Origin of the sequence: Aeromonas schubertii (genome assembly GCF_000820105.1) — a bacterium.
Classification (GTDB): Bacteria; Pseudomonadota; Gammaproteobacteria; order Enterobacterales; family Aeromonadaceae; genus Aeromonas; species Aeromonas schubertii.
This window is the reverse complement of sequence record NZ_CDDB01000083.1, coordinates 1-3,002: the sequence shown is the minus strand read 5'-3', so window position 1 is coordinate 3,002 and position 3,002 is coordinate 1. Positions and strand designations below refer to the sequence as shown.

The window sequence follows — 3,002 nt, the reverse complement described above, 5'->3', positions numbered from 1 at the left end:
GCCCCGTTTTTGTCTTCACCCGTGGGAAACGGGGATATCCCTTGCGTAGTCGCGAAGGGAGCGACTTCGCAGCAGATACCAGATGGCCCAGAGGTTCCCCACCAGGGTGAGGGCATTGGCCCAGCTAAAGTCCCATCCCTGATGGGTGAGGGTGGTGATTTGCAGCAGCAAGCCGCTCAGGGCGGACAGCAGCAGCAAGCCCCGGGTATGGCGGCGCAGCCAGGCGCGCAGTGGATGGGCATGCAGGCCGCCACAAGCGAGCAGGGCCAGGGCGGCGGGNNTCCGGATAGAGCAGGGTGAGGATGTCACTTCCTCCCTGCCGGGTGACGCCGGCCATCAGGAAGAGCCAGAGAGAGCGGGTGAGCAGCAGGGCGATGGGCCAGAACCAGAAAGGGGGATTGAGCTGACCATGGCGATCATAGCGGTGTTCGGGGTAGAGGGTCATGAGCATCTCCTGGGGCGATGACAAGCATATGGGGATGCCGTGGCGTGGATGCAATGGGTGGGTGTTAAGCGGGGGGCAGATAAAAAAAGTCCCTCGCGAGGAGGGACCAATTGCACACAGATACAGGAACACAAGCCAACAGGCTGGTGAGAGGAATTATGCGCCATTGAGTGTGGATGCCTAGCTGTCAGATGTGACATGGGGGAGAGGAAAAGGAAAAGGAAAAGGNNCACGCCGACGTGGTCAGCTTGGCTGACGGGGGCAGAGTCTATGGGGATGGCCTCTGCCTGTCAACACGAAATCTGCCCCCTCGGTTCGTTTGCCTGCTTTGTGATCTATTGGCGATCAAAGGTTAATCGCTTGCCCAAAAGTGCATCGTTTACCTGGCCGCCCTGATAGGCGATCTGGCCGTTGACCAGGGTGGTGTCGATGCTGCTGTGGAAGCGATAACCGTTGAACGGGGTCCAGGCGCAGTGATAGAGGATGTTGTCATCGTTCACCACATAGGGCTTGTCCAGATCGAGCAGCACCAGATCGGCATAGTAGCCCTCGCGGATGTAGCCGCGGTCCTCGATTTCATNNTGCTGTACCAGCGGCACTCCCGAGGGGGCCTTGAAGTAGCTCTGCTGCTTCTCCTCCCAGGTGTGGGGGGCGTGATCGGTGGCGATGATGTCGAGCAGATCATCGCGCACCGCGTCGAGCAGGGCGCGCTGATCGGCCACCGTCTTGACCGAGGGATTGCACTTGATCTGGCTGCCCAGGGTCTCGTAGTCCTCCTCGTTGAAGAAGAGGTGATGAACACACACCTCGGCGGTGATCTGCTTGCTGCGCAGCTCTTTGACGTCGTGGCTCGGGGTGAACAGGGACAGCTCCTTGGCAGAGGTCAGGTGCAACACATGCAGCTTGGCCCCGTGCTCCTTGGCCAGCGCCACCGCCAGCGACGAGGAGCGATAGCAGGCCTCGTCACTGCGAATATGGGCGTGCTCGCGCATCGGCACCTGCTCGCCCCAGCGCTCGCGAGCGGCCTGCTCGTTGGCGGCGATGGTGGGCGTGTCTTCACAGTGAGTCACCAGCAGCACCGGGCTCTCGCGGAAGATGGCGGCCAGGGTCTCCTGATTGTCGACCAGCATGTTGCCTGTAGAGGAGCCCATAAAGATCTTCACGCCACAGTTGCGCTTGGGATCGAGGCGCTTGATCTCCTCGAGGTTATCGTTGGTGGCGCCCAGATAGAAGCTGTAGTTGGCCACGGAGGAGTGCTCGGCGATGGCGTACTTGGCCTCGAGCGCCTCGATGGTGGTGGTCTGGGGATTGACGTTGGGCATCTCCATGAAGCTGGTGGTGCCACCGGCGACGGCGGCGCGGGATTCGCTTCGAATGGTGCCCTTGTGGGTCAGGCCCGGCTCACGGAAGTGAACCTGATCATCGATCATGCCGGGGATGAGGTGCTTGCCCTTGGCGTCGATCACCACGGCGTCGGCGGGGGTCTCGATATGGGGGGCGATACGGACGATGCGCTCCCCTTCGATCAGGACGTCGGCGGCGTAGATCTTTCCTTCATTGACCAAAGTGGCCTGGGAGATAAGCAGCTTGTTCATGGGGGGTCCAGTTCCTTTGCAGAAGATCGCGCGTCATAATACCCGAAACCCGTTTACTGCTGTAGGCAAGAGATAGTGATGAAATTATTCGTAAGAGACCTCACCGTGATTGACTCCAGCTACCTGTGCGAGCGTCGTGGCATGGTAGGCGAGAGCTGGCTGGTGGATATAGAGCTCGGCGGTGAACTCAACGAGATGAGCATGCTGCTCGACTTTGGCCGGGTCAAAAAGCTGATCAAGGCGATCATCGATCGGGAGGTGGATCACAAGTTGCTGGTTCCTTCAGACAATGACCTGCTGCGCCGCGCCGAGGGTGCCCCGGGCGAGCTGACCGTCGACTGGCTGCGACCGGGGCGCTCTATCCACCTGCGTTGTCCCGAGCAGGCCTTTGCCTTCATCCCGGGTGATCAGGTCGACAGAGAGAGCCTGACGGCCTACCTGATGCAGATCCTGGCGCGAGAGTTGCCGGGTAACATCAAGGATCTCACTCTGACTCTGCGTCATGAGAAGATCGACGGCGCCTTCTACCACTACAGCCACGGGCTTAAAAAGCACGACGGCAACTGCCAGCGCATCGCTCATGGCCACCGCTCTCCCATCGAACTGCACGTGGACGGTGAGCGCGCCCCCGAACTGGAGGCCGCCTTCGCCGAGCGCTGGAGCGACATCTATCTGGGCACCGACGAGGACCGGGTGGCCCTCGAGAGCCTGACCCTGAGCCCTCATGCTGCCGTCGTGACGCCCGAGAGCCACATCGGTTTTGCCTATGAGGCGCCCCAGGGCCGTTTCGAGTTGGCCATGCCCCATGCCGAGGTGGAGATGATTGACACCGACACCACGGTCGAGTTGCTCGCCCACTACATCGCCCGTGAGGTGAAAAAAGAGGTGGGGGAGAAGTTTCTCAAGGTGGTCGCCTACGAGGGGGTCGGCAAGGGGGCCATCGCCTGGGCGTGACCCGGATT

At 60.9% G+C, this 3,002-nt stretch carries 2 protein-coding genes and 1 pseudogene; 1 reads left to right on the top strand and 2 read right to left on the bottom strand.

Going from position 1 to position 3,002, the window contains the following annotated elements:
* Positions 1-15 precede the first annotated feature (15 nt).
* Positions 16-445, bottom strand: a pseudogene (locus BN1133_RS16770) (DUF2919 family protein).
* 335 nt (positions 446-780) lie between these two features.
* Complete coding sequence (locus BN1133_RS16765; RefSeq protein ID WP_050667606.1) at positions 781-2,040, bottom strand: dihydroorotase; 1,260 nt, start codon at positions 2,038-2,040, stop codon at positions 781-783.
* Between the two features lie 78 nt (positions 2,041-2,118).
* Here BN1133_RS16765 and BN1133_RS16760 point away from each other — a divergent pair, with 78 nt between their 5' ends.
* Complete coding sequence (locus tag BN1133_RS16760; RefSeq protein WP_050667605.1) at positions 2,119-2,994, top strand: 6-carboxytetrahydropterin synthase; 876 nt, start codon at positions 2,119-2,121, stop codon at positions 2,992-2,994.
* The last annotated feature ends 8 nt before the right edge of the window (positions 2,995-3,002 follow it).